23 protein-coding genes are annotated in these 26,759 nt (G+C 66.0%); 7 read left to right on the top strand and 16 right to left on the bottom strand.

Going from position 1 to position 26,759, the window contains the following annotated elements; genetic code table 11:
- Nucleotides 1–4: 4 nt before the first annotated feature.
- The 6 genes from astB to KBW98_RS09925 form a co-directional block, all read right to left on the bottom strand.
- Nucleotides 5–1,345, bottom strand: coding sequence for an N-succinylarginine dihydrolase (gene astB / locus KBW98_RS09950; protein WP_211519972.1), 1,341 nt, complete (start codon nt 1,343–1,345; stop codon nt 5–7).
- A 3-nt stretch (nt 1,346–1,348) separates the two neighbouring features.
- A complete protein-coding gene (gene astD, locus KBW98_RS09945; protein ID WP_211519971.1) occupies nt 1,349–2,818 on the bottom strand; it encodes a succinylglutamate-semialdehyde dehydrogenase in 1,470 nt (489 codons plus the stop codon).
- Nucleotides 2,811–3,845, bottom strand: a complete 1,035-nt coding sequence (astA, locus tag KBW98_RS09940; protein ID WP_211519970.1) for an arginine N-succinyltransferase — start codon at nt 3,843–3,845, stop codon at nt 2,811–2,813. The genes astD and astA overlap by 8 nt, the downstream gene beginning before the upstream one ends.
- Before the next feature lie 11 nt (nt 3,846–3,856).
- Nucleotides 3,857–4,885 carry an arginine N-succinyltransferase gene (locus KBW98_RS09935; protein WP_211519969.1) on the bottom strand — a complete coding sequence of 343 codons (1,029 nt, stop codon included), beginning with the start codon at nt 4,883–4,885 and terminating at the stop codon, nt 3,857–3,859.
- A gap of 92 nt (nt 4,886–4,977) precedes the next feature.
- Nucleotides 4,978–6,219 carry an acetylornithine/succinylornithine family transaminase gene (astC, locus tag KBW98_RS09930; RefSeq protein ID WP_211519968.1) on the bottom strand — a complete coding sequence of 414 codons (1,242 nt, stop codon included), beginning with the start codon at nt 6,217–6,219 and terminating at the stop codon, nt 4,978–4,980.
- A 236-nt stretch (nt 6,220–6,455) separates the two neighbouring features.
- Complete coding sequence (locus KBW98_RS09925) at nt 6,456–7,397, bottom strand: GlxA family transcriptional regulator (protein WP_229429096.1); 942 nt, start codon at nt 7,395–7,397, stop codon at nt 6,456–6,458.
- 197 nt (nt 7,398–7,594) lie between these two features.
- Here KBW98_RS09925 and KBW98_RS09920 point away from each other — a divergent pair, with 197 nt between their 5' ends.
- From KBW98_RS09920 to KBW98_RS09905, 4 genes are all read left to right on the top strand, one after another.
- Complete coding sequence (locus KBW98_RS09920; RefSeq protein WP_229429095.1) at nt 7,595–8,029, top strand: MarR family winged helix-turn-helix transcriptional regulator; 435 nt, start codon at nt 7,595–7,597, stop codon at nt 8,027–8,029.
- On the top strand, nt 8,026–8,307 hold the full coding sequence (locus tag KBW98_RS09915) for a hypothetical protein (protein ID WP_211519966.1): 282 nt from the start codon (nt 8,026–8,028) through the stop codon (nt 8,305–8,307). Before KBW98_RS09920 ends, KBW98_RS09915 begins: the two co-directional genes overlap by 4 nt.
- Before the next feature lie 88 nt (nt 8,308–8,395).
- Entirely contained in the window at nt 8,396–9,229 is an 834-nt protein-coding gene (locus tag KBW98_RS09910; RefSeq protein ID WP_211519965.1) for an HDOD domain-containing protein, read from the top strand.
- A 160-nt stretch (nt 9,230–9,389) separates the two neighbouring features.
- Entirely contained in the window at nt 9,390–11,195 is a 1,806-nt protein-coding gene (locus tag KBW98_RS09905) for a DUF4214 domain-containing protein (protein ID WP_211519964.1), read from the top strand.
- Nucleotides 11,196–11,778: 583 nt separating this feature from the next.
- Here the strand turns inward: KBW98_RS09905 and secF are convergent.
- From secF to queA, 5 genes are all read right to left on the bottom strand, one after another.
- Nucleotides 11,779–12,801, bottom strand: a complete 1,023-nt coding sequence (gene secF, locus KBW98_RS09900; protein ID WP_211519963.1) for a protein translocase subunit SecF — start codon at nt 12,799–12,801, stop codon at nt 11,779–11,781.
- 2 nt (nt 12,802–12,803) lie between these two features.
- Nucleotides 12,804–14,693 carry a protein translocase subunit SecD gene (secD, locus tag KBW98_RS09895; RefSeq protein WP_211519962.1) on the bottom strand — a complete coding sequence of 630 codons (1,890 nt, stop codon included), beginning with the start codon at nt 14,691–14,693 and terminating at the stop codon, nt 12,804–12,806.
- A gap of 51 nt (nt 14,694–14,744) precedes the next feature.
- Entirely contained in the window at nt 14,745–15,023 is a 279-nt protein-coding gene (gene yajC, locus KBW98_RS09890) for a preprotein translocase subunit YajC (RefSeq protein ID WP_229429094.1), read from the bottom strand.
- A 299-nt stretch (nt 15,024–15,322) separates the two neighbouring features.
- Nucleotides 15,323–16,462 carry a tRNA guanosine(34) transglycosylase Tgt gene (tgt, locus tag KBW98_RS09885; protein WP_211519960.1) on the bottom strand — a complete coding sequence of 380 codons (1,140 nt, stop codon included), beginning with the start codon at nt 16,460–16,462 and terminating at the stop codon, nt 15,323–15,325.
- Between the two features lie 9 nt (nt 16,463–16,471).
- Nucleotides 16,472–17,494: a tRNA preQ1(34) S-adenosylmethionine ribosyltransferase-isomerase QueA gene (gene queA / locus KBW98_RS09880; RefSeq protein WP_211519959.1), complete on the bottom strand. Its 1,023-nt coding sequence runs from the start codon at nt 17,492–17,494 to the stop codon at nt 16,472–16,474.
- Nucleotides 17,495–17,599: 105 nt separating this feature from the next.
- On the opposite strand from queA, the gene recG reads away from it, so the two are divergent.
- Nucleotides 17,600–19,660, top strand: coding sequence for an ATP-dependent DNA helicase RecG (gene recG / locus KBW98_RS09875; protein WP_211519958.1), 2,061 nt, complete (start codon nt 17,600–17,602; stop codon nt 19,658–19,660).
- Nucleotides 19,661–19,801: 141 nt separating this feature from the next.
- On the opposite strand, the gene KBW98_RS09870 is transcribed toward recG, so the two are convergent.
- The 5 genes from KBW98_RS09870 to KBW98_RS09850 all read right to left on the bottom strand — a co-directional run bounded on the left by KBW98_RS09870 (nt 19,802) and on the right by KBW98_RS09850 (nt 23,845).
- The gene (locus tag KBW98_RS09870) at nt 19,802–20,170 is read right to left on the bottom strand and encodes a glyoxalase superfamily protein (protein WP_211519957.1); all 369 of its coding nucleotides are present in this window, start codon (nt 20,168–20,170) and stop codon (nt 19,802–19,804) included.
- A gap of 12 nt (nt 20,171–20,182) precedes the next feature.
- Entirely contained in the window at nt 20,183–21,175 is a 993-nt protein-coding gene (locus tag KBW98_RS09865; protein WP_211519956.1) for a Gfo/Idh/MocA family protein, read from the bottom strand.
- Nucleotides 21,168–21,980: a DUF3025 domain-containing protein gene (locus KBW98_RS09860; protein ID WP_211519955.1), complete on the bottom strand. Its 813-nt coding sequence runs from the start codon at nt 21,978–21,980 to the stop codon at nt 21,168–21,170. Before KBW98_RS09860 ends, KBW98_RS09865 begins: the two co-directional genes overlap by 8 nt.
- 7 nt (nt 21,981–21,987) lie before the next feature.
- The gene (pyrC, locus tag KBW98_RS09855; protein WP_211519954.1) at nt 21,988–23,037 is read right to left on the bottom strand and encodes a dihydroorotase; all 1,050 of its coding nucleotides are present in this window, start codon (nt 23,035–23,037) and stop codon (nt 21,988–21,990) included.
- Nucleotides 23,038–23,119: 82 nt separating this feature from the next.
- Nucleotides 23,120–23,845 carry an amino acid ABC transporter ATP-binding protein gene (locus KBW98_RS09850; protein ID WP_211519953.1) on the bottom strand — a complete coding sequence of 242 codons (726 nt, stop codon included), beginning with the start codon at nt 23,843–23,845 and terminating at the stop codon, nt 23,120–23,122.
- A 233-nt stretch (nt 23,846–24,078) separates the two neighbouring features.
- Between KBW98_RS09850 and KBW98_RS09845 the strand changes: the two genes are divergently transcribed.
- Together KBW98_RS09845 and KBW98_RS09840 are read left to right on the top strand one after the other, a co-directional pair.
- Nucleotides 24,079–25,347, top strand: coding sequence for a dicarboxylate/amino acid:cation symporter (locus KBW98_RS09845; RefSeq protein ID WP_211519952.1), 1,269 nt, complete (start codon nt 24,079–24,081; stop codon nt 25,345–25,347).
- 79 nt (nt 25,348–25,426) lie between these two features.
- On the top strand, nt 25,427–26,713 hold the full coding sequence (locus KBW98_RS09840; protein ID WP_211519951.1) for an amidohydrolase family protein: 1,287 nt from the start codon (nt 25,427–25,429) through the stop codon (nt 26,711–26,713).
- Nucleotides 26,714–26,759 lie beyond the last annotated feature (46 nt).

Genomic DNA, 26,759 nt, shown 5'->3' with positions numbered 1-26,759 from the left:
GTCTTTACAGCTCGTACAGGCCCGGCAGGCCGAGGATGCGGGTCAGCTCCTCGAGCGCCGCGGCGCATTCGATCGCCAGCTGCGGGTCGGCCAGGTCCTTCGGCTCGATCCGGTCGCGGTAGTGCTTCTCGACCCAGGCCACCAGCTGGGCATACAGGGTCTCGGTCATGATCACGCCCTGGTGCATGGCGGCCGCTTCGTCGTCGGTCAGCGCCACGCGCAGGCGCAGGCAGGCGGGCCCGCCGCCGTTGCGCATGCTCTGGCGCAGGTCGAACTCGACCAGCTCCTCGATCGGGCCGCCGCGGCCCACCATGCCGCCCAGGTAGGACGCCACGGCCGCGTTCTCGCGGCATTCGTGCGGCACCACCAGGGCCATCTTGCCGTCGGCGCGGGTCAGGAGCTGGCTGTTGAACAGGTAGCTGGCGACGGCGTCGGCCACCGGCACCTGGCTGGACGCCACGCGCACCGGCACCAGGTCGGTATCGACGCCGCCCAGGGCGCGGCGCAGCGCGTCCACGGTGGCCGCCTCGTCGGCGAAGGCTTGCTCGTGGTAGAACAGCACGTTGCCGTTGCCGACCGCGATCACGTCGTTGTGGAACACGCCCTGGTCGATCACGTCCGGGTTCTGCGAGGCGAACACGGTTCGGGCCGGGTCGAGGCCGTGCAGGCGCGCCACGGCCTGCGAGGCTTCGAGGGTCTGGCGCGCCGGGTATTTCTTCGGGCTTGGCGCCGAGGGGTCGAACTCCACGCGGCCATAGACGAAGAACTCGACGCCGGCGGCGCCATGGCTGGCGGCGAAGCGCGTGTGGTTGGCCGCGCCCTCGTCGCCGAAGGCCGGCACCGGCGGCAGCGGATCGTGCACCATGAAGCGGCTGCTGTCATGGAAGATCGCGCGCAGGGTGCGGGTGGCCTGCACGTGCTCTTCGGAGCGGTGCAGCTTGTTGTTCAGGTTGGCGGCGGTGAAGTGCACGCGGCCGTCCTGCGAGTCGGCCGAGGGGCTGACGGTGGCCGCGTTGGCGGTCCACATCGGCGCGGCCGAGTAGGCGCAGGCCAGGATTACCGGCGCTTCGCGGTAGGCGCGCGCCAGCACGTCGGCGTCGGTACCGGAGAAGCCGAGGCGGCGCAGCAGGCGGAAGTTGGGGCGGCCCTGGGGCGGCATCACCGCCTGCGCATAGCCGCGTGCGGCCAGCTCGCGCATCTTGGCCAGGCCCTGCAGGGCGGCCTGGCGCGGGTTGGAGGCGCTGCGGACGTTGTTGAACGAGGCGACGTTGCCGAACGAGAGGCCGGCGTAGTTGTGCGACGGGCCAACCAGGCCGTCGAAGTTGAATTCACGTGCGATGCGCATGATTTAGAACACCAGTCCTGGCGAGAGTTTCGCCGGCATTTCGAGTTCGGCCGTCTCGATCGAGGCCACCGGGTAGGCGCAGTAGTCCGCCGCGTAGTAGGCGCTCGGGCGGTGGTTGCCCGACTTGCCCACGCCGCCGAAGGGCGCCGAGCTGGCCGCGCCGGTGGTCGGACGGTTCCAGTTGACGATGCCGGCGCGGGCGCGCACCGCGAAGCGCTTCCACAGCTCTTCGGACGGCGACAGCAGCGCGGCGGCCAGGCCGAATTCGGTGGCGTTGGCCACGCGCAGGGCCTCGTCGAAATCCTTCACGCGGATCACCTGCAGCAGCGGGCCGAACCACTCCTCGTCCGGGATGCCGTTGGCGTCGGTGGTGTCGACGATGCCGGCGGTGACAAAGCCGGCGTTCGGGTCGAGTTGCTTCATCTGCAGCAGCACCTTGCCGCCCTTGGCCGCCATCTCGGCCTGGGCCTGCACCAGGCGCGCGGCCACGGCGCTTGATACGACCGGGCCCATGAAGGGCTGCGGATCCGCGTTCGACGGACCGACCTGCAGCTTGGCGGCCACTTCCACCAGCCGGTCGAGGAAGGCCTGGCCTTGCGCGTTGTCCTGGATGACCAGGCGGCGCGCGCAGGTGCAGCGCTGGCCGGCCGAGATGAAGGCCGACATCACGGTGTGGTGCACGGCGGCGTCAATGTCTTTGATGTCCCAGACCACCAGCGGGTTGTTCCCGCCCATTTCCAGCGCCAGCATCTTGCCCGGCTGGCCGCCGAACTGCTTGTGCAGGGCGGCGCCGGTCTGGCTGCTGCCGGTGAACAGGATGCCGTCGATCAGTGCGTTCTGGCCCAGGGCCACGCCGGTATCGCGGCCGCCGTTGACCAGGTTCAGCACGCCGGCCGGCAGGCCCGCCTGCTCCCACAGCTGCACGGTCTTGACCGCGGTGCGCGGCGCATATTCGCTCGGCTTGAAGATCACGGTGTTACCGGCGATCAGGGCCGGCACGATGTGGCCGTTCGGCAGGTGGCCGGGGAAGTTGTAGGGGCCGTAGACGGCGAACACGCCGTGCGGACGGTGGCGCAGCACGGCATTGCCGTCGGCGACCTTGGCAGCGGCTTCGCCGGTGCGCGCGCCGTAGGACTGGACCGAGATGTCGATCTTGTTGGCCATGGTGGCGACTTCGGTGCGCGCTTCCCACAGCGGCTTGCCCACTTCCTCGGCGATGATCGCGGCCAGTTCCTCGGCATGTTCCTTCAACAGGTCGCGGAAACGGGTGCAGACGGCGATGCGCTCTTCCAGCGGGGTCAAGGCCCAGGCTTCGAACTTGTCGCGTGCGGCTTGTGCCGCGCGGGCGACATCTTCCGCGGTCGACTGATTGCTGGTCCAGGTCTGGCGGCCGGTCGAAGGATCGATGGTTTCCAGTTCCGCGCCGCTGCCGGCGAGCCACTCGCCGTTGATGTAATTCGAGACGTTAGCCATTGACGTTCTTCCTTGGAGTGAGGGTCAGGGTACGCACCGTGTCGCCGGCGCGCAGGTGCAGCTGGGCCAGTTCCTGGGCGCTCAGCAGCACGCGACCCGAGCCGGGCACGGCGCGGGTCAGGATCATGCGGAAATTGTCGAGCTGCGTGTTCGACACCAGCATGTGTTCGGTATCGCCATCGGGCGCGCCTTCGTCGGCGACCGCCAGCAGGCTTTCGCGCACGGCGCGCAGCTCGGACACGCGGCCCTGCAGCACCGGGCCGGCGTCGAAGATGTCGACGTAGCCTTCGTAGTGCATGCCTTCCTGCTCCAGCAGGCGGCGTGCCGGCTGGGTCGAGGTGTGCACCTTGCCGATCACCTCGCGCGCCGATTGCGGCAGGTAGTCGACGTACAGCGGCTGGCGCGGCATCAGTTCGGCGATGAAGGACTTCTTGCCGATCGCGGTCAGGCCGTCGACGTGGTCGAAGTCCATCTTGAAGAAGTGGCGGCCCAGGCCTTCGTAGAAGGGCGAATCGCCGTTCTCGTCCTGGTAGCCGCGCATCTCGGCGATGATCTTCTCGGTGAACAGCTGCTGGAACTGGGCGATGAATAGGAAGCGGCTCTTGGACAGCCACTTGCCGTTGAAGCCCGCGCGGTACTGCGGCAGCAGGAACAGCGAGCACAGTTCGCTGGAACCGGTCAGGTCGTTCGACAGGTACAGGGTTTCCATCCGGGTGAACACGTTCAGCTCGCGGCTGCAGTGCACCAGGGTGCCGATGCGGTAGTTGTAGAAGGGTTCGGTCAGGCCGACCGCGCCCTTGATCGCGCACACGCCGGCGATGCTGTTGTCCTCGGTGTGCTCGAGCACGAACATGTAGTCGCGCTCTTCGGGCGGGATGGTCTGGGCGAACGAGGCCTCGGCGGTGCGCAGGCGCTTGCCCAGCATGTCCGGGTCCGGCTTGAGCGTGGTCATGCCGCTGCCGGCCAGGCGCGCCATGACGATCAGGGCGTCCAGGTCCGACATTTTTGCGGAACGGATTACGAGCATGGGTAGGTCTCCTAGATACGCACGCAGATGACGTTATCGCCCTGCGTCACGCCGAGCGCCTGCTGGGCTTCGCGCGGCAGGCACACGACCTGGCTGGTCTCGACCGGCGGGCAGGCCACGGTGACGGCGCGGAAGTGCTGTTCGGTGCTGGCCACCGCGTAGTTCACCAGCGCGTCCGGCGCGGCGGCCTGTCCGGCGGTTTCCACGCGGCGCACCTGCGAGCCGCTGAAGGAGCGCAGCGAACCCTTGTGCGCCTGCAGGATCGGACCGCCATCGAAGATGTCGATGTATTCGTCGGCCTCGAAGCCTTCCTGGGTGAGCAGGTTGAAGGCCAGCTGGCCGCTCGGGTGGATCTGGCCCATCGCGGCCTGGGCGTCGCCCGGCAGCAGCGGCACGTAGACCGGGTAGTGCGGCATCAGTTCGACGATCAGGGTGCGGTTGCGCGCGCCGCCGATGACGCGCTCGGCGTCCAGGAAGTCCATCTTGAAGAACATGCGGCCCAGGGCGTTCCAGAAGGCCGACTGGCCGTCCGGATCGGTACGGCCGGCCAGCGGCACGAAGAAGCGGTCGCCGAAGCGGTGCGGCGCCAGCACCGCGAACAGCAGGCGGGCGCGCGACAGCAGGGCCGCTTCCAGCCCGGCCGTGTCGCGGTTGCGCAGGTAGAAGCCGGACAGCTGGGAATAGGCGGTCAGCTCCGAGCACAGGGTCAGCGCGTGCACGCTGTGGCTGATGTTCAGGTCGCGCGAGACCTGCTGGATGACGTCGTTGCGGAACGCGAAATAGGTGCCGTTCGAGCCGGCCGACGCGTGGATGGCGGCGGTGCCGACGACCTCGCGGGTGCGCAGGTCCTCGAGCACGAACAGGTAGGACTCCTCGCTCGGAATGTCGACGTGGGCGGCGAACGAGGCGATGGAACGCTCGACGAAGGCATGGATGCCTTCGCGCGTGCGCGGCAGCGTGTGCACGCCGGGCATCGACGCCGCGGCCATCGCCTCGAGGGCGCCGATATCCGCGACTTCTACCGGACGGACAACATACATGGGAACTCCCTAACGAGATGCAGTGGAGATGCGGGATCGATGCGCGCCGGCCGGCGCGCCTTCAGCAGGCGGGCCGGCCGGAACCGACATGCTTAGCCTGCGATGAAGGCGTCGGCGGCTTCGCGCATGATGCGGTCGGCTTCCGCGATCTGGGCGTCCGAGACGACCAGGGCCGGCGCCAGGCGCACCACGTCCGGACCTGCGATCAGCAGCATCAGGCCGAGCTTCTCGGCGGTCTTGGTGTAGTCCTTGGCGCGGCCCTTGTAGCCTTCGGCCACCGGCAGGCCGATCAGGAGACCCATGCCGCGCGGCTTGCCGAACAGCTGCGGGTAGTCCTGCGACAGCTTGTCCAGGTTGGCCATGATCTTGGCGCTGGCTTCCTTGACGCGTTCCAGGAAGGCCGGCTGGCCGATGGTCTCGACGACCTTCAGGCCGACGGTGGCCGCCAGCGGGTTGCCGCCGTAGGTGGTGCCGTGCGAGCCGACGCCGAAGTGCTGGGCGATCTCGTGGGTGGTCAGCATGGCGCCGATCGGGTAGCCGTTGCCCAGCGCCTTGGCCGAGGTCAGGATGTCCGGGGTCACGCCCATCTGGGTGTAGGCGTACAGCGAGCCGGTGCGGCCCACGCCCGACTGGACTTCGTCGAACACCAGCAGCGCGCCGGTCTGGTCGCAGAACTCGCGCAGCGCCTTCAGGTAGTCCGGGTTGCCCGGGATGACGCCGCCCTCGCCCTGGATCGGCTCGACGATCACGGCGGCCACGTCGTCGGTGATGGCGGCGCGCGCGGCTTCGATGTCGTTGTACGGGATGTGATTGATGTCCTGCGGCAGCGGCTCGAAACCCTCGGTGTACTTCGGCTGGCCGCCGACCGAGACGGTGAACAGGGTGCGGCCGTGGAAGGACGACAGGCAGGACACGATGCGCGACTTGTGCGGGCCGAACTTGGTGTGCGCATACTTGCGCGCCAGTTTCAGGGCTGCTTCATTGGCTTCGGCGCCCGAGTTGCAGAAGAAGGCGCGGTCGGCGAAGGTGGCTTCGGTCAAGGCGGTGGCAAGGCGCAGCACCGGCTCGTTGGTGTAGCCGTTGCCCAGGTGCCAGAGGGTGTTGATCTGCTTGGTCAGCGCGTCGACCAGGACCGGGTTGGCGTGGCCCAGGCTAGAGACGGCGATGCCGGAGGTGAAGTCCAGATACTGCTTGCCTTCCTGGTCCCACACGTCCAGGCCCGAGGCGCGCACCGGCACCATCGCGGCCGGGGCGTAGGTCGGGACGAGGACTTCGTCGAAGGTCTGCCGAGTGACAGGCCGCGTGGTGACACCCGAATCAAGCTTTGCGTTCATGGCTTCTTCCTCATCCAATCATTAAGGGGTTGTCGCGGGCAGGGTCCCGCAGGTTCGAGCCATTATAGAAACGCAGTCTGACAAGTTCTTGCAGAAGTGCGACGGGGATTTTCATTTTTGCTCGGGGAGCAATATTGTGCGGTGCGGGAAGAACGCGGCGTATTGTTGACGTCTCTACAATCACAGGCCTCAGCACGTCGTTCCGGCGGAGGCCGGACGCCGCAGTGAGCAAGCACTCACTGCCCCAACTTCCTCTGCCGCTCCTCCCGCGGCGTATTCCCGAACAAGGCCCCAAACGCCGTCGAGAAGTGCGAGCCCGAAGAAAACCCGCACATCAGCCCCACCTGCACGATCGAGTGATTGGTATCCAGCAGCAACTGCCTTGCCCGCTTCAGCCGCAGCTCCAGGTAGTAGCGCGACGGCAAGCTCCCCAGGTATTGCTTGAACAGCCGCTCCAGCTGGCGCCGCGACACCCCCGCCAGCTGGGCGATCTCGTCGGTCGAGAGCGGCTCTTCGATGTTCGCCTCCATCAGCGCCACCGCCTCGGTCAGCTTGGGCTGCAGGGCGCCGAAGCGCGCTTGCAGGGCGACGCGCTGGCGCTCGTCCGGGCCGCGCACGCGGTCCACGCACAGGCTTTCCTTGACCTCGGCCTGGACCGCCGCGCCGCACAGCAGCTCGACCAGGGTCAACGCGAAGTCCAGGCTGGCCGCGCCGCCGCAGCAGGTCAGGCGGTTGGCGTCGAATTCGTACAGGTGGGGGGTGAACAGGGCCTGCTCGGCCAAGGCATTCGCATCCGGATACAGGGCCCAGGGCAAGGCCGTGCGCACGCCGTGCAGGGCGCCGGCGTCGGCCAGCCACAGCACCCCCGCGCCCACCCCGCCCCAGAAAGGCGCGGCGCGGCAGCGTTCCACCAGGGCGCGGCAGTTGGCGGGCTTCAGGGCCGCCTCGGACTCGTCCGCCACCAGCAGCACCAGGTGCCAGTGGCGCTGGGCGTCGCCGACGAACTTGTCGGGGCTGCGCACGTCGACGTGCAGGCGTTCCGGTCCCATCGCCTTGGCGGCCAGGCGCAGCGGCTGGACCAGCGCCGACCAGGTCAGCGCGTCCGGTTCGCCGGCATTGACCAGGAGCACGCGCAGCGGCCTTTCCTGTGCCAGGCGGGACAGGTCAACAGGCTGCATCTGGGTGGATCGGCGGTGTCATCAGTGGAAACCGGGCATGGGCGCCCGCGAAAAACTGCGTAGTCCACTATCATACCGGAGAACAAATGAGCGGTCCCGGCATGGCCATGCCGGAAGAGCAAAGCCTTGGCGGGCGGCTATAATCCTCTCCCATGGGGGAACGTTACTTAAAGAGCGTCCGGCTGCTGGCCGAGTGCATGCAGGGCTTCGAACGCTTTTCGGGCGAATCGGTACGCCGTCACGGCCTGACGCACGCCCAGTTCGACATCCTCGCCACGCTGGGCAATACCACGGGCATGAGTTACAAGGAACTCGGTGAACGCACCCTGATCACCAAGGGTACCTTGACCGGTGTCATCGAACGCCTGGAGCAGAAAGGGCTGGTCATGCGCGAACGCAGCAACGACGACAAACGCTCGTTCTTCGTGCGCCTCACGGCGGCCGGCGATCGGGTATTCTGCGACGTATTCCCGCAAGTGGTCGCCCATGGAAAACAATTATTTTCGGCATATAACGAAGCCGACTTCGACGCCCTCGACGCGGCATTGGCTACCCTGCGCGCCAGCATCGCGCAGGCCAGCCAGGCCGAGGGCATGCCTCCCCACTCCCCTCAACTGAAGGACTTCCCTTGAAAACTTCCCTGATCGAAGGCAAGAAGCCTGCCCATTTCGACAAGCACATCATCGGCAATCTGCTGCTCGACGTCGCCCCGCTCGACGAGGTGAAGCAGGAAAAGATGCTGATCGGCGTGCGCAACGAAGCCGGCGAGATCTACCGCCTGATCGGCGCCACCAAGCTGAACAGCTTCATGAACGCGGTCGAAGAGCTGTTCGACCTGGGCCTGAGCGACGAACTGCAGGATACCGAAGAGCCGAAGGATGGCTGCGACGCCATCTTCAGCGAACCCTGAACGTCCCCGCCCGGCCAGGAAGATAAAAAAGATGCCGTAGGGCAAAATTTTCGTCAGCGCGCCATCGGGATAGGGGTATAATTTTTCGATGGACAGACTCACCGCACTCAAGAGCATCGCCGCCGAGGCCGGGCGCGGCGAGCTGAGCTTTCCCACGAACGTCAACGCGACGCTCAAGCTGCAGCGTGCGCTGGGCGAGCCCGACTGCCACATCGAGGAAGCGGCGCGCCTGGCGCAGGCCGAGCCGCTGCTGGCGGCGCGCACCGTCGCCATCGCCAATTCCGTCGCCTACAACCGCTCCGGCAACGACGTCACCAACGTGCGCGCGGCCGTGCAGCGCGTCGGTTTCCGCACCCTGGGCGCACTGGCGGCTTCGGTCATCGTGCGCCAGCTGGCCAGCGAGATTACCGATCCTGCCCTGCGCCTCAAGGCCGACCAGCTGTGGGCCCACTCGGCCCACGTGGCGGCGCTGGCCCAGGTGATCGCGCGCCGGGTCTCCTTCGTCGATCCGGAAACCGCCATGTTCGCCGGCATCGTTCATGAGGTGGGCGGCTTCTACCTGCTGTCGCGCGCCAGCAGCTATCCGGGCCTGCTGGACGGCGGCGCCGATGAATGGATCGAGCATGGCGAAGTAGCCATCGGCCGCGGCGTGCTGCTCAAGCTGGGCGTGCCGGTGGCCGTGATGGGCGCGATCGAAGCGCTGTGGAACGGCATGCGGGCCTTGCCGCCGGAAACCCTGGGCGACACCCTGCTGCTCGCCAATGACCTCGCGCCCGTCTCCTCGCCCCTGCTCGAGCGCCCCGGCGCCACCACGCCCGAGAGCGCCGCCACCATCGATTTCACCACCGGCGCCGGCACCCTGGCCCAGGTCCTCGCAGAGTCAGCCGAGGAAGTGAAAAGTCTCACCTCCGCGCTCATGTAATTTCGGCGCCCGCGGCGCCGCATTGTCCTCTGCTCATCCGTTCATCGCCACCTTGTTGCCGCTCTGCAACAAATATGCATATGGGCTGCACTTTTTGTTTCCGCGTGGATATACTATTTCCACACATCAACATTAATGCGGATCAGCCGCCGGAGCTTCCATGAGCACGCAAAGCACCCTCGAATCCACCGTCAACTCGCTTTACCTCGCCTTCTACGGCCGTCCGGCCGATCCGGCGGGCATCAAGTTCTGGGCGGAACAACTGAGCAAGGCGGACGGCAACATCGACGCCATCAAGGCCTCCTTCGCCAATTCCGAAGAAGCGCGTGTACGCTTCGGCAACGATACCGCGGCCGACCGCATTACCGAGATTTACCAGCAGCTGTTCAACCGCGACCCGGACGCCAAAGGCCTGGAGTTCTGGGTTGACGCCGTCAGCAAAGGCCACGCGTCGGTGGCCGATGTGGCCATCTCCGTGCTCAAGGGTGCGCAAGGCAGCGACCAGGCCCTGACTTCGCTGCGCCAGAAAGCCGCCGACAGCTTCACCGCCGAAGTCGCGGCTACGGGCAGCGGCTACGGCGGTATCGCGGCGGTCGAGGCGGCGCGTGTGCTGGTGCGGGCCGTCACCGCGGATGCCACCGCGAGCGATATCGATGCGCTGGTGGAAGCGAGTGCCGAGCTGGCCGACGTCGTCACCGACAATCCGGAAGTCATGGACGCCCTGGGCAGCGGCGACGAACTGCTGGAGCTGTTCGAAGGCGAAGAAGGCAGCGATCCGGTGGCCCTGGTCGAAACCCTGGCGGAAACCGCCCGCGGCGCCTCCGCCGATGCACATGCGCTCGCTTCGCTGATGAAAGGCGGCGGCATGTCCAACCTGCTCAAGGTGCTGCCGGAAGGCATGACGCTGAAGGACGTGAAAGCGGCCATGGGCAAGGGCGGCCTGCCGGCCGCGCTCAAGAAGATGTTCCCGGATGGCGTTCCGGCCAACCCGGGCAAGCCCGGCAAGCCCGGCAAGCCGACCGATCCGGACAGCGAGGACGGGATGAGCCTCGGCTTCCACCTGGCCGACACGCCGAGCAAGCTGACCCTCACCGCCGAATCCGCCGTGACCGGCCTGGACAACGCCGACGGCCTGGCCCTGAAGGACTACGGCAGCGGCGCCGCACAAGCGACCGCGGTCGACTATACCGGCGCCGGCCTGGCGCTGGAAGGCACGACCCTGAGCTTCGACGGCGCGCTGGCTGCCGGCCTGTACCAGATGAGCTGGCAGGCGGACACCTTCAGCACCGCGGACAGCCACCTGGCGGCCGGTTCGGTGCTGTTCGCCGGCGGACAAGATGGCCTGTTCGTCCAGGAAGGCTTCAGCGTCGCCAAGACCACGGCCGTCAGCGGCGACCTGGCGCGCGCCGCCACGGAACAGGTCAACGAAGCCTTTATCGGCGGCGCCACGGCGGCCAGCATCGCGACCGGCGGCGGGCACGACGTGGTGGCCGACCACGGCGGCGCCCTGAGCATCGTCGTCGACCGCTTCGACAGCACCGCGGCCGACCTGATCCTGGGCTTCGACAGTGGCGACGACAGCATCGAACTGACCGGCGCGGCGGCCACCGCCATCGACGCCAACGCGGATGGCCAGATCCAGTGGGGCGCCGCGGGCGAAGTCGGCGCAATGACCGAAGGCGTTTCCGTCACGGTCGACGCGCAGCTCGTCATGGGGGGCACGGCAGTATCGGCGGCGACGCTGGCAGCCCTGAACGGCAAGCTCGATGTCAGCGCGCTGGCGCTGAATGCCGACTTGCTGATCCTGGCCAAGGCCGATACCGGCGCCGCCCTGTTCCAGTACGTGAACAAGGACGACGACGACCAGATCGATGCCGACGAACTCACGCAGGTCGCCATGTTCGCCGATGGCGCGCCGGGGCAGGACGATATCGTCCTGGTCGCCCAGGCCGCACCGGCGCCCTGATCAGCCGAAACGCGGGCCTCGGCCCGCGCCGGACCGGAACATCCTGGCTTGAGCCCCTGCCCTGCAGCGGGCTCTTTTTTTATCAAAAAAAATGCCCGCTCATGGGAGCGGGCAAAGTCCAAAACTAGGGATGTCCTGAAAGAGACAGGATCACTTTAGCGGCAAGACGACATGCGTTCCGTGCGATGCTTCACACTGCGAACGATTCTTCCACTGTTTGGCGAAAGCAAGGCAAAAAAAACCCGCTCCCAAAGGGAACGGGTGAAGTCCAAAACTAGGGATGTCCTGAAAGAGACAGCTTCAGTATAGGATCCCCTTCTTTATTTCTCCGTGCGGTGTTTCACACTGCGGGATTATTTTCATCTTTTTCAATGTTCCTGCTTGCCCACATTGCGACAGCGCATGCGCAAAAAAAATGCCCACTCTGGTGGAGCGGGCAAAGTCCAAAACTAGGGATGTCCTGAAAGAGACGGGTCCACTATAAGATTGCGCTAACAATGTCTCTGTGCGGTATCGCACCTAATTAACAAAATAAAAATGCCGCCGCGGTCGACCCGAGGCGGCATTTCATGTGGAAATCCGATTACACGACGGCGCCGTCGGTCTCGTCCTTTTCCTTGACCGGCTTGATCAGGTCTTCGCGCTTGACGCCCAGCCACATGGCGATCGCCGCCGCCACGAACACCGACGAATAGATGCCGAAGCAGATGCCGATGGTCAGCGCGATGGCGAAGTAGTGCAGCGCGTGGCCGCCGAAGAACAGCATCGACAGCACCATCATCTGGGTCGAACCGTGGGTGATGATGGTACGCGAGATGGTGCTGGTGATCGCATGGTCGATCACCTGGGTCACCGACATCTTGCGCTGCTTGCGGAACATTTCGCGGATACGGTCGAAGATGACGACCGATTCGTTGACCGAGTAGCCCAGCACCGCCAGGATCGCCGCCAGCACCGTGAGCGAGAACTCCCACTGGAAGAAGGCGAAGAAGCCCAGGATGATGACCACGTCGTGCAGGTTCGCCAGGATGGCCGCGACCGCGAATTTCCATTCGAAGCGGATGGCGAGGTAGAGCACCACGCCGATCACCACCATCAGCAGCGCGTTCAGGCCGTTCTGGGCCAGTTCGTCGCCCACCTGCGGGCCGACGAATTCCACCCGCTGCAGGCTGACCAGTTCCTTGCCGGCCGCATCGACGCAGCTGGTGCGGCTGACCTGCTCGCCCTTGGCGCCGGTGGTCTGGAACTGCCTGGTCGTGCCCTGTTCGGACGCGCAGACGGCGTTGAAGACCTTGGCCGAGGTGCCGGCCGCCGGCGTGCCCTGCACGATCGGCAGGCGCAGCATGATGTCCTGCGCGGTGCCGAAGCTCTGCACTTCAGGCGCTTCGTAGCCGATGCCGCGCAGCGTGCCGCGGATCTTCTCCTGGTCGGCCGCGTGCGGATAACGCAGCTCCATCACGGTGCCGCCGGTGAACTCCACCGAGTAATGCAAGCCCTTGGTCACTAGGAAGAACACCGCCGCCAGGAAGGTCAGCGCCGAGATCACGTTGAGGATCAGGGCGTGGCGCATGAACGGGATATCCCGTTTGATCTTGAAAAATTCCATCGTTATTCCTGATTAGCTTGTTGCTTGTTGGGCGAGGTCAGGCCTTCCGCCCACACCGTGCCGATCGACATCTTGGTCAGCTTCTTCTTGCGGCCGTACCAGCCGTTGACGAAACCGCGCGCCACGAACACCGCCGAGAACATCGAGGTCAGGATGCCCAGGCAGTGCACCACGGCGAAGCCGCGCACCGCGCCCGAACCGAACACCAGCAGCGCCAGGCCGACGATCAGGGTGGTGACGTTGGAGTCGAAGATCGTGTCCCAGGCGTGCTTGAAGCCGGCCGAAATCGCCGCTTGCGGCGGCTGGCCCGCGCGCAGCTCCTCGCGGATACGCTCGTTGATCAGCACGTTGGCGTCGATCGCCATGCCCAGCGCCAGCGCAATCGCCGCGATGCCGGGAAGCGTGAGGGTGATCTGCATCATCGACAGGATCGCCAGCAGGAACAGCACGTTGGCCGCCAGCGCCAGCGCGCTGAAGAAGCCCACCAGGTGGTAGTAGAGGATCATGAAGATCGCGATCGCCACGAAGCCCCACACGGTCGAGTGCAGGCCGCGCTCGATGTTCTCGGCGCCCAGCTGCGGGCCGATCACGCGCTCTTCGATGAATTCCATCGGGGCCGACAGGGCGCCGGAGCGCAGCAGCAGCGCCAGTTCGTTGGCGTCTTCCGAGGTACCCATGTTGGTGATCTGGAAGGTCGAACCCAGTTCGCTCTGGATGGTCGGGGCCGACAGCACGCTGTACTTGCCCTTTTCCTTCAGCAGGATGGCCATGCGCTTGCCGACGTTGTCGCGGGTTGCCTGGCGGATGATGCGGCCGCCGTCGCCGTTCAGGTCGAGCGACACGGCAGGCTGCTGGTTCTGGTCGAAGCTGGCGACGGCGCTGGAGATGTAGTCGCCGGTCAGGATCACGTCCTTCGACACCACGATCGGGGCGCCGCGGCCTTCGGTGAACAGTTCCGAGTTCAGCGGAATGGCGGCCGACAGCTCGGTGCCCGGGGTCACGCTGCTGTCCACCATGCGCAGTTCGAGGGTGGCGGTGCGGCCGATGATGTCCTTGGCGCGCGCCACGTCCTGCACGCCCGGCAGCTGGACCACGATGCGGTCGGCGCCCTGCTGCTGGATGATCGGTTCGGTGGTGCCCAGTTCGTTGATACGCTTGGACAGGGTGACGATGTTCTGCTTCACGCCCTCTTCCACGGTGCGCTTGAGCGCTTCCGGCTTGAGGGTGACCACGAGCTTGAGGTCGGCGCCGTCGGCGGCGTCGGCCAGCGCCAGGTCGGTCTGGGGCGCCAGGACATCGCGCGCGGCGACGCGGGTTTCGGCGTCACGGAAGCGCACTTCGATGTTGTTGCCGACGCGCTCGATACCGGCGTGGCGCACGTTCTTGTCGCGCAGCTGGTTGCGCACGGCGGCCTGGATGCCCTTGACCTTGGCGTCGAGCACGGCGCGGGTATCGACCTGCAGCAGGAAGTGGACGCCGCCGCGCAGGTCCAGGCCCAGGTTCATGGGCAGCGCGTTGATCTTCTGCATCCAGACCGGGGTGTTCTTCACCAGGTTGACGGTGACGATGTAATCGGGGTTGGCCGGGTCGCGGTTCAGGTCGCGCTCGAGGGCGAGCTTGGCCTTGAACTGCTCGTCGGTGCCGGCGAAGCGAGCGCGCACCGAAGTGCTGTGGCCGCTGCCTTCGAGGCTGGTGGCGGTGGTGGGAATGCCGGCGCGCTTGAGCGCATCCTCGACCAGGGTAGTGGTGGCGCTGGTGACGTTGATGGTCGACCGGCCCGACGTCACCTGCAACGCCGGCGATTCGCCGAAGTAGTTAGGCGCCGTGTACAGCGCGCCCAGCAGCAGCGCGATGGCGATCAATAAGTATTTCCAGACGGGATAGCGGTTCATAGTGTTCCGGCATTCATGTTGAGCAGTGCGGCGCGCTGCCGCACGGCTGGCTTACAGGGCTTTCAGGGTGCCTTTCGGCAGCAGGGTGGTCACCGCATTCTTCTGGACCACGATTTCGGTGCCGGCTGCCACTTCGATCGTCACGTAGGCATCGGTCACCTTGTTCACGCGGCCCACGATGCCGCCCGCGGTCACGACTTCGTCGCCCTTGGTCAGCGCGTCCATCATCGCCTTGAGTTCGCGCTGGCGCTTCTGCTGAGGACGGATCATGAGGAAATACATGACCACGAACATCAGGATTAGCGGCAGGAAGGTAGTCAGGCTGCCCATGATGCCAGGGTCGGCGGCAGTGGCAGTTTGCGCGTACGCGTTGGAAATGAACACAAGAACTCCGATTGTGAAGTTAAAAAAATAAGCGGTGTATTCTAGCACCGGCTTACTGGCGCGGGCCAATCTGGAGGTATGTAGGACTTGCAATTAAGAATTACAAGTATTGACGGAAGAATAATGATGAGGTGGTGAAAAGACGCAGGCGCCCCTTACCGCTGGCCTGAAAACCGTCATCCCGGCGAAGGCCGGGATGACGGTTTTAGGGCTGGGGAATGAAGGAGACGCTGGCGATCGGCAGCTTATACACCCCTTGCCCGATCCGCCGCGAACTTCAGCCGGAACGCATGGAAGCTGTCCCCGTCGATCGCATCCCGCATCTCCTGCATGATCTTCAAATAGAAATGCAGGTTGTGGATGGTATTCAGCCTTGCCCCCAGGATCTCGTTCGAGCGGTGCAGGTGGTGCAGGTAGGCGCGCGAGAAGTTCTTGCAGCAGTAGCAGTCGCAGCTCTCGTCCAGCGGCGCCTGGTCGTCCTTGTAGCGCGCGTTCTTGATCTTGACGTCGCCGAAGCGCGTGAACAGCCAGCCGTTGCGCGCGTTCCGGGTCGGCATCACGCAGTCGAACATGTCGACGCCGTTGGCCACGCCCTCCACCAGGTCTTCCGGCGTACCCACGCCCATCAGGTAGTGCGGCTTGTTCTCGGGCAGGCGCGGGCCGACGTGGGCCAGGATGCGCTTCATGTCTTCCTTCGGCTCGCCCACCGACAGGCCGCCGATCGCCAGGCCCGGGAAATTAATATCTTCCAGCCCCGCCAAGGACTCGTCGCGCAGGTGCTCGTACATGCCGCCCTGGACGATGCCGAACAGCGCGTTCGGGTTCTCGCCGCCCTTGAACTCGTTCATCGAGCGCTGGGCCCAGCGCACCGACATGCGCATCGACTTGGCCGCTTCTTCCGCGGTGGCCGGACGGCCGTCGATTTCATACGGGGTGCATTCGTCGAACTGCATCACGATGTCCGAGTTCAGCGCGCGCTGGATCTGCATCGAGATTTCCGGCGACAGGAACTGGCGCGAGCCGTCGATCGGCGAGGCGAACTTCACGCCCTCTTCCGTGATCTTGCGCATCGCGCCCAGCGAGAACACCTGGAAGCCGCCCGAGTCGGTCAGGATCGGCTTGTCCCAGTTCATGAACTTGTGCAGGCCGCCGAACTTGTTCATCACGTCCACGCCCGGGCGCAGCCACAGGTGGAAGGTGTTGCCCAGGATGATCTGCGAGCCCACTTCCTTCAGCTCGATCGGCGACATCGCCTTGACCGAGCCGTAGGTCCCGACCGGCATGAAGATCGGGGTTTCGATGGTGCCGTGGTTGAGTTTCAGGCGGCCGCGGCGCGCGTGCGACAGGCCGCTGGTGTCTTTCTTCAGGAGCGTAAATTCGAGCATCGGGTTTCTTTAGCGTGATTGCGTCGTCAGCAGCATGGCGTCGCCATAGCTGAAGAAGCGGTATTCGTTGGCGATCGCGTGGGCGTAGGCCTTGCGGATCTCGGCGTAGCCGGCGAACGCCGACACCAGCATCAGGAGGGTCGACTTCGGCAGGTGGAAGTTGGTGATCAGGCGGGTCACGGTCTTGAAGGTGTAGCCCGGCGTGATGAAGAGCGAGGTGTCGCCGCTGCCGGCTTCCAGCTGGCCCGACTGCGAGGCCGATTCCAGGGCGCGCAGCGAGGTCGTGCCCACCGCCACCACGTCGCGGCCCGCCGCCCTGGCGGCGCGCACCGCATCCACGGTCTCCTGGGGAATCGTGTACCACTCGGTGTGCATCTTGTGTTCGGACAGATCCTCGACCCGTACCGGCTGGAAGGTGCCGGCGCCCACGTGCAGGGTGACGTAGGCGATGTTCACGCCCTTGGCGGCCAGGCGGTCCAGCAGCGGCTGGTCGAAATGCAGACCGGCGGTAGGCGCGGCGACGGCGCCCGGCTCTTTCGAGTACACGGTCTGGTAGCGCTGCTCGTCGAATTCGTCGGCGGTGTGCTCGATGTAGGGCGGCAGCGGCAGGCGGCCGTGGGCCTCGATCAGGTCGAACACGTCGCCCTCGAAATGGAGGGTGAAGAATTCGCCGGCGCGCTCGCCGGTCGTCACGTCGAAGGCGTCGGCCAGGCGGATGCGGTTGCCGGGCTTGGGCGACTTGGAGGCGCGCACCTGGGCCAGCACGGTGCGGTTGTCGAGCACGCGCTCGACCAGCACCTCGACCTGGCCGCCGGTTTCCTTGACGCCAAAGAAGCGCGCCTTGAGCACGCGCGTGTTGTTCATCACCAGCAGGTCGCCCGGCTGGAGCTCCCCAAGGATGTCGGCGAAATGGCGGTCAAGGATCTGGTCGCCGTCCAGCTGCAGCAGGCGCGAGGCGCTGCGGTCCGGCAGGGGCAACTGGGCGATGCGCTCGGGCGGCAGGTCGAAGTCGAAGTCGGAAAGCGAGTACATTGTGTGCAATTCTGGGAAAATGGGCGCTGCCAGCTTTACAATATGGGCTCCAGCGCGTGCGGCGAACCCTCTATTTTACGCCAGCAAACGCCACATTGCCGCAATATGCCCGCTTCCAAAACCACATCCGCGCCGAAAACCATCGAAAGCAAGCTAGCCCGGCTGGGGCTGCGCACCGACATGGACCTGGTGCTGCACCTGCCGATGCGCTATGAGGACGAGACGAAGATCGTCACGATCCGCGAAGCCTGCATGCGCGGCCTGCAGACCTGGCAGGTCGAAGGCCTTGTGGTCAAAAATGAAATCAGCTACAAGCCGCGCCGCCAGCTGCTGGTGACCATCCAGGACGATTCGGGCGACCTGCTGCTGCGTTTCATGAATTTCTACGGCAGCCAGGTCAAGCAATTGTCCGAGGGCGTGCGGGTACGCGCGCGCGGCGAGCTCAAACACGGCTTCTTCGGGGCCGAGATGGTCCATCCCACCTATAAGGTGGTGAACGAGGGCGCGCCGCTGCCCACCTCGCTGACGCCGGTGTACCCGTCGGGCGAAGGCCTGTCCCAGACCATCCTGCGGCGCGCCATCGCCGATGCCATGCGCCGCATCGACTGGCTGGACACCGTGCCCGAGGCGATCCGCGCGCGTCTGCGCCTGATGGACTTCGCGCCGGCGGTCAAGCTGCTGCATTATCCGCCCAAGGACGCCGACGAACACGCCCTGATCGAACGCTCGCACCCGGCCTGGGAGCGCATGAAGTTCGACGAGCTGCTGGCCCAGCAGCTGTCCCTGAAGCGCGCGCAGCAGGCGCGGCGCGAGAAAGGCGCCCCCCATTTGCGCGCGGTCGGCGCCTTGTCGGAAGCCTTCCTGCAGGCCCTGCCCTTCAAGCTCACCAACGCCCAGCAGCGCGTGGTACAGGAAATCCGCGCCGACCTGCGCGAAGGCTATCCCATGCAGCGCCTGCTGCAGGGCGACGTCGGCAGCGGCAAGACGGTGGTGTCGGCGCTGGCAGCCGCGCAGGCCATCGACAGCGGCTACCAGGCCGCCCTGATGGCGCCGACCGAGATCCTGGCCGAACAGCACTTCCGCAAGATCGCCTCGTGGATGGAGCCGCTCGGCGTCAAGGTCGCCTGGCTGACCGGGAGCCTCAAGAAAAAGGAAAAGACCGCCGCCAACGAATTGATCGAGTCGGGCGAGGCGCACCTGGTGATCGGAACCCATGCCCTGATCCAGGACACGGTGCAGTTCGCGAAGCTGGGCCTGGTGATCGTCGACGAGCAGCACCGCTTCGGCGTCGGCCAGCGCCTCACCCTGCGCAACAAGGGCAGCGACGGCTTGGTGCCGCACCAGCTCATGATGTCGGCCACCCCAATCCCGCGCACCCTGGCGATGACCTATTACGCCGACCTCGAAGTGTCGGTGATCGACGAGCTGCCGCCGGGCCGCAGCCCCATCGTCACGCGCGCCATCGACCAGAACCGGCGCGACGAGGTGATCGAGCGCGTGCACGCGGCGGCCCTGGAAGGCCGGCAGGTGTACTGGGTCTGCCCGCTGATCGAGGAATCCGAGGCGCTGCAGCTGCAGACCGCGACCGAGACCTACGAGACCCTGGCCGAGGCGCTGCCGGATCTGCAGGTGGGCCTGGTGCACGGGCGCATGAAGCCGCTGGAGAAGCAAACCGTGATGGACGCCTTCTCGGCCGGCGAGGTGCACGTGCTGGTGGCGACCACCGTGATCGAGGTGGGCGTGGACGTGCCGAACGCCTCGCTGATGGTCATTGAACATGCGGAGCGCTTCGGCCTGTCGCAGCTGCACCAGCTGCGCGGGCGCGTGGGCCGGGGTTCGGCCGCCTCGGTCTGCCTGCTGCTGTACCAAAGCCCGCTGGGCCAGGTGGCCAAGCAGCGCCTGATGACCATGCGCGAGACCACCGACGGCTTCGAGATCGCGCGGCGCGACCTGGAGATCCGCGGCCCGGGTGAATTCCTGGGCGCGCGCCAGTCGGGACAGGCGATGCTGCGCTTTGCCGACCTGGAGACCGACCAGTGGCTGGTGGAGCGGGCGCGGGACGTGGCCCAGCACCTGCTGCAGCACGAGACGCCGGAGCACATGGCGATCGTGGATGCCCACCTGACGCGCTGGCTGGGCGGACGCGAGGAATTCCTCAAGGCCTGACGTAGCGTGGGAGGATCGTATGGGCCCCACGCGTTCAACCTGCGGTAATCGGCCGGAGCGCGAGCCTCCCTATGCCAACTATCACCGCGTGGGCGGGAGACCCGCCCACCCTACGGATGCGTCCCGGCACCTGCAAGCCGTTCAAGTGCTGATTGCAGTCGTGAAGGTCAGCCGGTTCCCGAATGGATCCTTGACCGACATGTCGCGCGAACCCCAGGGCATGTCCTCGATCTGCGGCCGCGCATAGCCGTAGCGTTTGCCCGCCAGCTCGGCATGCAGGGCGTCGATGTCGCTGGTGTCGATGCGCATGGCCGCGCCCGGGCAGCAGTCGCCATGGTGCTCGCTCAGGTGCAGCACGAAACCGCCGCGCGACACCTGCAGGTAGAGCGGCAGGTCCGGCTCGAAGCGATGCTCCCAGTCGACCTGGAAGCCGAGGAAATCGACATAGAACTCGCGCGCCTTGCGTTCGTCGAAGATGCGCAGGATCGGGGTGGCCTTCGTCAGCTGCATGCCTGCTCTCCTTTAGCGTGGGTGGTCGGCCTTGTAGCTCAGCCCGATCTGGCGCCGGATCTCGTCCATCACGCCCATCAGCGCCAGCGTTTCCTCCATCGTCATGGACGGACTTTCGATCAGCCCTTCGCGCCAGCAGCGCTGGGCCTCGATCACCTCGTGCACGTAGCCGTTGCCCAGGTAAGGCGTGTCGATGGTGCGCGAACTGCCGTCGTCAAGGGTGACCGTGACCGACTTCGCGCGGTGGAACATGGTGTTCATGCGCACGCTGCCCTTCTCGCCCGACACGGTCAGCTCGCAGGGTGTGCGCGCCAGGAAGGAGCAACTACACACCGACATCGCGCCGCCCGCATGCTTGAGCGTGAAGCCGGTCTGCACGTCCACGCCGGTCGGCCCTTTCACAGCCTGGGCCTTGATCTCTTCCACGGGCCCCAGCAGCGCCGCCGCGACCGACAGCGGGTAGATGCCCAGGTCGAGCAGCGCGCCGCCGCCCAGCTCGGGGTTGAACACGCGGTGCTCCGGCCCGAAGTGCGCGGTGAAGCCGAAGTCGGCTACCACCTGGCTCACCTTGCCGATCTCGCCCGATGCGACGATGCGCCTGGTCTCCAGGAAAGCCGGCAGGTAGCGCGTCCACATGGCTTCCATCATGAACAAGCGCTTCGAGCGCGCCAGGGTGATCACCTGCTCGGCTTCGCGCAAGTTCATCGTGAAGGGCTTCTCGCACAGCACGCCCTTGCCGGCGCGCAGGGTCATCAGGGCGTTGTCCGCATGTTGCGGGTGGGGGGTGCCGATATACACCAGGTTGATGCCCTCCACCGCCACCAGTTCCTCGTAGGAGCCGAATGCGGCAGCGGCGCCGAACTCCTGCGCGAAGGCCTGGGCCTTGTCCAGGCTGCGCGACGCAACGGCGGCCAGCGCGGCGTCCGGCACGTCCTTCAATGCATTGGCGAAGGCCTTGGCAATCTTGCCCGTTCCAAGAATTCCCCAGCGTACTGCGTCAGCCATTGCCTGCTCCTTGTCGATCCGGCCGCTTGGCACGGAATACGGTCGTATCCAGATAAAAATCGGCGTCCTGGCCCTGCCACCAGCCCGGCACACCCAGCGCCTGCAAGGGCGTGAAGGCGGCGGTGCTCAAGCCTTCGCGGGCCAGCTGGGACGCCACACGCTCGTCCAGCCAGGCGCGGCGGGCATCATGGCCGAGCAAGAAGAAGGCGTCATCGGCGAACACCACGCGCACATGCGCCGTGATGGCCTTGCGCGGCGCCACCAGCTTTTCCATCAGCGCGTGGCCGAACAGCCAGACCTGCGCGTGGCTACCGAACAGCGCGCGCTTGATGAACAGCGCCTCCAGCCAGCGGTGGCCGCGCAGGTCCTCGACCAGCGCGCGCCCTTCTTCATTGTCGCGCACCACCAGCAGAGCAGCGTTCTCGTCGAAGATGGTGGCGGCGTCGCGTGCGGGACCGCGCGACTTGCCGACGCCGGCCTGCGCGATCTGGGCCGCCTGCAAGGCGTTCAGTTCGCGCTTGATGAGCGGGAAGGTCTGCCAGACCAGCCCGTTGAAAAAGTCGTGCAGGTTGTCGCGCGTGGGCACCTGGCCGGTCGCCCCGATGAAGTCCTCGTAGGCGCGGCCTTCGGGGAGCGCGGCCTGCGGCACGAAGCGCAGCGGCAGGCCGGCGTGGTTGCGCAGGTCCAGCGCCTGCGCATTGCGGTTGAAGGCGTCGATGAACGCGTCGCCTTCCAGCGCCAGGCGTTCGAATGCCGGGCGCACCGCGTCGTACCACGGCCGCGCCCAGTCGATCTGCGCCAGCATGAAGGAGTTACACCATCTTCCAGTTGATGGTTTCGCCGGCGTTCAGCGGCACCAGCTGGTATTCGCCCATCGGCACGGTTTCCGGCAGGGTCCAGGCTTCGCGCTTGAGCGTGATGGTGCCTTCGTTGCGCGGCAGGCCATAGAAGGCCGGGCCGTTCAGGCTGGCGAAGGCTTCGAGCTTGTCGAGCGCGCCGGCCTGGGCGAAGGCTTCGGTGTACATCTCCATCGCGTGCAGCGCGGTGTAGCAGCCGGCGCAGCCGCAGGCGGCGTACTTGGTGTGCACCGCATGCGGAGCCGAGTCGGTGCCGAGGAAGAAGCGTTCGTCGCCGCTGGTGGCGGCCGTCACCAGCGCCAGGCGATGCTCCTCGCGCTTGAGCACCGGCAGGCAGTAGTAGTGCGGGCGGATGCCGCCACGGAAGATCTCGTTGCGGTTGTACAGCAGGTGGTGGGCGGTGATGGTCGCCGCGATCGGGCCTTCGGCCTCGGCTACGTACTGGGCCGCGTCCTTGGTGGTGATGTGCTCGAACACGACGCTCAGGGTCGGCATGTCGCGGCGCAGCGGGCGCATCACGCGCTCGATGAACACGGCTTCGCGGTCGAAAATGTCGATCTCGGGATCGGTGACCTCGCCGTGCACCAGCAGCGGCATGCCCACTTCCTGCATGACTTCCAGGGTCTTGTAGCATTTCCTGAGATCGGTCACGCCCGCCGCCGAGTTGGTGGTGGCGCCGGCCGGGTAGAGCTTGACCGCGTGGATGAAGCCGGTGTCCTGGGCGCGGCGGATCTCATCCGGATCGGTGTTGTCGGTCAGGTACAAGGTCATCAGCGGCTCGAACTGCACGCCTTCGGGAATCGCGGCCAGGATGCGTTCGCGGTAGGCCAGCGCCTCGGCGGTCGTGACGACCGGCGGTTTCAGGTTCGGCATGATGATCGCGCGGCCGAACTGGCGCGCGCTGTGGGGCAGCACGCTGGCCATCGCCGCGCCGTCACGGATGTGCAGGTGCCAGTCGTCGGGACGGGTGATGGTGATGGAATCTGGGGTTTCGATGGTGGACATGGCGGCTCTCGGATTGCGGATGCCGACATTTTACCCGCAGCGGCTGCGGCGCACCGCTGCGCTTTTGCGCACCCCGGCTTGTCTAATGAATAATACGGGCCAGGAAGTCGCGCGCCCGTTCCGAACGCGGGGCATCGAAGAACGCGTCCTTGGGACTGTCCTCGACAATATGGCCGCCATCCATGAAGACGATGCGGTCGGCCACCTTGCGCGCGAAGCCCATCTCGTGGGTCACGACCATCATCGTCATGCCTTCCTGCGCCAGCCCCACCATCACCTCGAGCACCTCGCCCACCATTTCCGGGTCGAGGGCGGAGGTCGGTTCGTCGAACAGCATCGCCTTGGGGTCCATGCACAAGGCGCGCGCGATCGCCACCCGCTGCTGCTGGCCGCCCGAGAGCTGGTTCGGGTACTTGTCCTGGTGCGCCAGCAGGCCCACGCGGTCGAGATAGGCCAGCCCGCGCTGGTTGGCTTCGTCCTTGCCGCGGCCCAGCACCTTGACCTGGGCCAGCGTCAGGTTCTCGCGTACCGACAGGTGGGGAAAGAGCTCGAAGTTCTGGAACACCATGCCGATGTGGGCGCGCAGCTTGCGCAGGTCGGTCTTCGGATCGCCCACGGAAATGCCGTCGACCCGCACGCTACCCTGCTGGAAGGGTTCCAGGCCATTGACGGTCTTGATCAGGGTCGACTTGCCCGATCCGGATGGCCCGCACACCACCACCACGTCGCCGCGCGCGACCTGCGTGCTGCAGTCGCTGAGCACCTGGAAGGCGCCATACCACTTACTGACATGCTCGATTTCGATCATTTGTCGTCCATTCGTCCCGCTCCGTCGTGCGCCTGTTGTGTGCTTGTTGCACAAGCAGTAAGCATGCTTGACAGCACTATCAGCCCCTAGGATACTGCCAAACTTGCCATAACCATCAGAACGCACTGGCCGTTTCGTCCCTCGGAAGCCAGGTATTTTGCCCGATTCACCCGCCAGCGACAGCGCCATCCGTTGCCGCTGGCTGTGCACAGGTCTACAAGACAGGAAGTTTTATGAACAATCGAAATCGCCTGACCACCTACATCCTGATCGCCCTCGTGCTCGGGATCGTCGTCGGTTACCTGGTCAATGCCAACGTCAGCACGGAGCAGGCGAAATCGTTCTCCGACGCGATGTCGCTGATTACCACCCTGTTCCTCCGCCTGATCAAGATGATCATCGCGCCGCTGGTGTTCTCGACCCTGGTGGTCGGCATCGCCAAGATGGGCGACGCCAAGGAAGTGGGCCGCATCGGCGTCAAGGCGCTGGGCTGGTTCATCATCGCTTCCATCATCTCGCTGTCGCTGGGCCTGGTCCTGGTAAACCTGTTCCGTCCGGGCGACGCCATGGCCGTGTCGGGCGCGCTGCCGGCGGTCGGCACCTCGTCGGGCATCGTCACCAGCAGCCTGACCCTGAAGGAATTCATCACCCACCTGGTGCCATCCTCGATCGTGGACGGCATGGCCAAGAACGAGATCCTGCAGATCGTCGTGTTCTCGCTGTTCTTCGGCACCGCGGCCGCCGCCGTCGGCGCCCGCGCCACCCCGCTGATCGACGCGGTGGACGGCGTCGCCCACATCATGCTGAAGGTCACCGGTTATGTGATGAACTTCGCGCCGGTCGCCGTGCTGGCGGCGGTGGCGGGCATCATCGCCAAGAGCGGCCTGGGCGTGCTGTCGACCTACGGCATCTTCATGGCCGAGTTCTACTTCGGCATCGTGCTGCTGTGGGTCGTGCTGATCCTGATCGGCATGGCCTTCCTCGGCCCGCGCGTGCTGCGCCTGATCGCCGAGCTGCGCGGCCCGACCCTGCTGGCCTTCTCGACCGCCTCGTCGGAAGCGGCCTTCCCGAAAACCCTGGAAGGCCTGGAACGCTTCGGCGTCAAGAACCGCCTAGCCGCCTTCGTGCTGCCGATCGGCTACTCGTTCAATCTCGACGGCTCGATGATGTACTGCACCTTCGCGGCCGTGTTCATCGCCCAGGCCTACGGCATCGAGCTGTCGCTGTCGACCCAGCTGACCATGATGCTGGTGCTGATGCTGACCTCGAAGGGCATGGCCGGCGTGCCGCGCGCCTCGCTGGTCGTGATCGCCGCCACCCTGTCGCAGTTCAACATCCCGGAAGCGGGCCTGCTGCTCCTGCTGGGCATCGACCACTTCCTGGACATGGCGCGTTCGGCCACCAACGTGATCGGCAACGGCATCGCCACCGCCGTGGTCGCGAAGTGGGAAGGCGACCTGGGCGAACCGACCAAGGACCCGGCCATCGCGCCGCTGCGCTGAGGCAGCCCGTATCGATTGCATCACCGAAGGCCTTCCAGCGATGGGAGGCCTTTTTCATAACGAGAAGAGGAGCGAGACAATGAAACAGCTGTATGCGGCCGCAGGGCTGCTGCTTGTTGCGACCGGCGCCAGCGCCGCCACCCAGACCGTCAACTGCGGCCGCCTGCTCGACGTGAAGAGCGGAACCTGGCGCGAGAACGTGGGCATCGTGGTCGAGAACGGCAGCGTCAAGTCGGTCGGCCCGATGAGCCAGGCCGCGGACGCCATCGACCTGTCGCGCCACGCCTGCCTGCCGGGCTTGATCGACATGCACGTGCACCTGACCAGCGAAACCGCGCCGGTGGTCGACGCCTACCGCGACCGCCTCACCGCCGATCCGTCCGACATGGCCTTCCGCTCGGTGAAGTTCGCGCAGCGCACCCTGATGGCCGGCTTCACCACCGTGCGCGACCTGGGCGCGGCGGACGGCCTGAACGTCTCGCTCAAGCGCGCCATTAATGCCGGCGAGATCCCGGGCCCGCGCATGTTCACCGCCGGGAAGTCGATCGCCACCACCGGCGGCCACGCCGACCCGACCAACAACCTGTCGCACTTCCTGAGCGAGAAGATCGGCACGCCCGGGCCCGAACAAGGTGTGGTCGACAGCCCGGAGGAAGCCCGCCAGGCCGTGCGCGCGCGCTACAAGGAAGGCGCGGACCTGATCAAGATCACCGCCACCGGCGGGGTGCTGAGCCAGGCCGCCAACGGCCAGAACTCGCAGTACACCGAGGACGAGCTGCGCGCCGTGGTCAGCACCGCCAAGGACTACGGCTTCCGCGTCGCGGCCCACGCGCATGGCGCCGAGGGCATGAAGCGCGCGCTGCGCGCCGGCGTCGACTCGATCGAGCACGGCACCCTGATGGACGACGAGGTCATCGGCCTGTTCAAGAAGACCGGCGGCTGGTACGTGCCGACCATCTCGGCCGGCCGCTATGTCGCCGACAAGGCCAAGGACCCGAACTATTATTCGGCCCTGGTGCGCCCCAAGGCGGCCGCCATCGGCCCGCAGCTGCAGGCCACCTTCGCGCGCGCCCATAAGGCCGGCGTGAAGATCGCCTTCGGCACCGACGCCGGCGTGTTCCCGCACGGCGAGAACGCCAAGGAATTCGGCTACATGGTGGAAGCGGGCATGACGCCGATCGAGGCGATCCGCGCCGCCACGCTGCACGCGGCCACCCTGCTCGACCAGGGCAAGCGCCTGGGCGCGATCGAACCGGGCTTCGCCGCCGACATCATCGCGGTCGAAGGCGATCCGCTGCGCGACGTGAAGCAGCTCGAGCAGGTCAAGTTTGTCATGAAGGAAGGCGTCGTCTTCAAGAAGCTGTAAGACGGTTGCCGCAACGCCGTCCCCGTTACCGCGGGGACGGCTTTTT

The sequence above is a fragment of the Massilia sp. ST3 genome (assembly GCF_018119405.1).
Classification (GTDB): domain Bacteria; phylum Pseudomonadota; class Gammaproteobacteria; order Burkholderiales; family Burkholderiaceae_D; genus Telluria.
The sequence above is the reverse complement of the archived record's forward strand: the minus strand, read 5'-3'. Positions and strand labels throughout refer to the sequence as shown.

Bases quoted from the DNA above. Each gene is read 5' to 3' on its own strand.
- astB (WP_211519972.1), bottom strand. From the start codon at position 1,345: ATGCGCATCGCACGTGAATTCAACTTCGACGGCCTGGTTGGCCCGTCG.
- astD (WP_211519971.1), bottom strand. From the start codon at position 2,818: ATGGCTAACGTCTCGAATTACATCAACGGCGAGTGGCTCGCCGGCAGC.
- astA (WP_211519970.1), bottom strand. From the start codon at position 3,845: ATGCTCGTAATCCGTTCCGCAAAAATGTCGGACCTGGACGCCCTGATC.
- KBW98_RS09935 (WP_211519969.1), bottom strand. From the start codon at position 4,885: ATGTATGTTGTCCGTCCGGTAGAAGTCGCGGATATCGGCGCCCTCGAG.
- astC (WP_211519968.1), bottom strand. From the start codon at position 6,219: ATGAACGCAAAGCTTGATTCGGGTGTCACCACGCGGCCTGTCACTCGG.
- KBW98_RS09925 (WP_229429096.1), bottom strand. From the start codon at position 7,397: ATGCAGCCTGTTGACCTGTCCCGCCTGGCACAGGAAAGGCCGCTGCGC.
- KBW98_RS09920 (WP_229429095.1), top strand. From the start codon at position 7,595: ATGCAGGGCTTCGAACGCTTTTCGGGCGAATCGGTACGCCGTCACGGC.
- KBW98_RS09910 (WP_211519965.1), top strand. From the start codon at position 8,396: ATGGACAGACTCACCGCACTCAAGAGCATCGCCGCCGAGGCCGGGCGC.
- KBW98_RS09905 (WP_211519964.1), top strand. From the start codon at position 9,390: ATGAGCACGCAAAGCACCCTCGAATCCACCGTCAACTCGCTTTACCTC.
- secF (WP_211519963.1), bottom strand. From the start codon at position 12,801: ATGGAATTTTTCAAGATCAAACGGGATATCCCGTTCATGCGCCACGCC.
- secD (WP_211519962.1), bottom strand. From the start codon at position 14,693: ATGAACCGCTATCCCGTCTGGAAATACTTATTGATCGCCATCGCGCTG.
- yajC (WP_229429094.1), bottom strand. From the start codon at position 15,023: ATGGGCAGCCTGACTACCTTCCTGCCGCTAATCCTGATGTTCGTGGTC.
- tgt (WP_211519960.1), bottom strand. From the start codon at position 16,462: ATGCTCGAATTTACGCTCCTGAAGAAAGACACCAGCGGCCTGTCGCAC.
- queA (WP_211519959.1), bottom strand. From the start codon at position 17,494: ATGTACTCGCTTTCCGACTTCGACTTCGACCTGCCGCCCGAGCGCATC.
- recG (WP_211519958.1), top strand. From the start codon at position 17,600: ATGCCCGCTTCCAAAACCACATCCGCGCCGAAAACCATCGAAAGCAAG.
- KBW98_RS09870 (WP_211519957.1), bottom strand. From the start codon at position 20,170: ATGCAGCTGACGAAGGCCACCCCGATCCTGCGCATCTTCGACGAACGC.
- KBW98_RS09865 (WP_211519956.1), bottom strand. From the start codon at position 21,175: ATGGCTGACGCAGTACGCTGGGGAATTCTTGGAACGGGCAAGATTGCC.
- KBW98_RS09860 (WP_211519955.1), bottom strand. From the start codon at position 21,980: ATGCTGGCGCAGATCGACTGGGCGCGGCCGTGGTACGACGCGGTGCGC.
- pyrC (WP_211519954.1), bottom strand. From the start codon at position 23,037: ATGTCCACCATCGAAACCCCAGATTCCATCACCATCACCCGTCCCGAC.
- KBW98_RS09850 (WP_211519953.1), bottom strand. From the start codon at position 23,845: ATGATCGAAATCGAGCATGTCAGTAAGTGGTATGGCGCCTTCCAGGTG.
- KBW98_RS09845 (WP_211519952.1), top strand. From the start codon at position 24,079: ATGAACAATCGAAATCGCCTGACCACCTACATCCTGATCGCCCTCGTG.
- KBW98_RS09840 (WP_211519951.1), top strand. From the start codon at position 25,427: ATGAAACAGCTGTATGCGGCCGCAGGGCTGCTGCTTGTTGCGACCGGC.